Annotated in this window: 1 protein-coding gene and 1 pseudogene; one reads left to right on the top strand and one right to left on the bottom strand. The window is 64.3% G+C overall.

The window, feature by feature from the left end:
- Positions 1-335, bottom strand: a pseudogene (locus ACFU0Y_RS16450) (hypothetical protein); the annotation flags it as partial.
- A 1,050-nt stretch (positions 336-1,385) separates the two neighbouring features.
- On the opposite strand from ACFU0Y_RS16450, the gene ACFU0Y_RS16445 reads away from it, so the two are divergent.
- On the top strand, positions 1,386-1,884 hold a 499-nt coding region (locus ACFU0Y_RS16445), incomplete at its 3' end, for an FG-GAP repeat domain-containing protein (protein ID WP_380215753.1).

Below are 1,884 nucleotides of genomic sequence, written 5' to 3'. Positions count from 1 at the left end.
GGGGTGGCCCCCGGAACCGGCCGGGGGCGGTCGGACGTCCCGAAGCCGCGCAGCGTGACGATCTCGCCGCCGGAGACGACGGCCACCGTCGCCCCTGGAATCTTTTCGGCGTCTAGGAGGGCCGGGACCAGGCCGTCCAGCCACGTGTCGACATCCTCAGTGGTCAGCTGATGCACGTCAGCCTCGGCGGCAGCGGCAGCGGCAGCGGCAGCGGCAGGCGCCAGCGCGAGATGACCGGTGAGCAGGAGAGCTGCCAGGACGAGGAGGACCACCAACCGCACCGAACGCTGCGGCGTGCAAGGCAATGACGGGGTCCCGGTCATTTCGACGTTCATGAGGCCATCCTCGCCAACCATTCAGTACGACGGCCGCATGTGACGCAGCACCAGAAGCAGGCGTCGATCCCCTGGCGATCATCGGTCCCATAGATCGGCCCCATCTTCCGGCGCCGTCCAAGAAAAGGTCGGCGGTGCAGGAGAGCGGATAAATGGCCTCGATGCGAGACATACATGACCCCCAGCCCTTCGTCGCGGCCGGAAACCCGTGCACCCAGCTGCTCGGCTTCGATCCAGCGCCGGTGACCCTGGTGCCCCGCACTTGCCGCCGTGCATCGAGTGGGCCGTGAGAAGCGCCACTGACGCGGCCAGGAATCAGCCGCCCGTTCCATCAGCTTCATCGCGAGAGCGAACAGGGCACATGGCAGGGACCTGGCCGATCATGCCTTCACTCCTGCACGACACGCAGCACCCAACTGCAACGTCGTTCTCATGGGCAGTGTCCGGTAGCCGGCCATACGTAAAGCGGCAGGGTGCTGAAGCAGGATCAAAGGTCACCTGATGGTGCGGCAGTCCCTCTGTCTCGCAACCAACGGTGAGTTTCGAGTTCTAGGGGCATGGATAAAGCACAAGGGTGCGAAACAGGCCGAACCGCGGAAACAGGCGGGCGCAAAGTTTTGCGACGAGACGTCTCACATCCCATGGCGTGCACTACACAGTAGTGCCCTACGAAGTAGGTGTGCACGGTCCCTGACGATGGGGAACATTGAAGTGCCGTCTCGTTCGGTCCAGTTGCCGGCTCCCTGAGTAAGCGCGTTCCTACCTCGGGAGCGACGGTGAAGCTAACCGAGTCCAAGGCATACGCCCGCCTCATACGCCCTGTCCCCCACGGACCTCGAAGCATGACTACACCCTAGTAGTCACGCCTTGATCACGCGGGGAGAGGAAACTGGTTGGACAGTCACCACAGGATCCAGCCGGCACCGAACAGGGCCGTTCCCCGGTAGGTCAGATACCGAGGCTTTGCCTTTCCCCCTCGACGGTCCGACAGTCTGACCGGGCTGTTCTGTGCCTGGGAGACAGCAGACTTTGGTTCAGAGGAGTAGCGCCATGCGTCAGCATTCGCTCCGTCATGTTTTCGTCGCTCTTTCAGCGACCTCGCTGATGTTCGGGGTGGGATTGCCCGCAGCTGGCGCGAACGGGGACAACGGTCCTGGAGGATCCCCACCCCCTGTCAGCGCTTTCGCTCAAAACCTTGTCGCTCAGCAGGCGGCAGGTGTCACCGTCCGCCGCTCCAACGGCCAGCGCTTCCTGCCCAACGAGAGCTGGACCACCAACCCCTACTACGGCAGCCGCGGTGACCCGGTGTACTTCGCCGATGTCACCGGTGACGGCCGGGCCGACGCCATCGTCGTCAACGACGACAAGGTCACCGTCCGCCGCTCCAACGGCCAGCGGTTCCTGCCCAACGAGAGCTGGACCACCAACCCGTACTACGGAAACAAGAGCACAGCCTTCGCCGATGTCACCGGTGACGGCCGGGCCGACGCCATCGTCGTCAACGACGACAAGGTCACCGTCCGCCGCTCCAACGGCCAGCGGTTCCTGC

The organism is Kocuria sp. NPDC057446, from assembly GCF_042802875.1.
In the GTDB taxonomy this organism is placed as follows: Bacteria; Actinomycetota; Actinomycetes; order Actinomycetales; family Micrococcaceae; genus Kocuria.
Note: the sequence above shows the minus strand (reverse complement) of the source record. Positions and strands in the feature narration are given on the sequence as shown.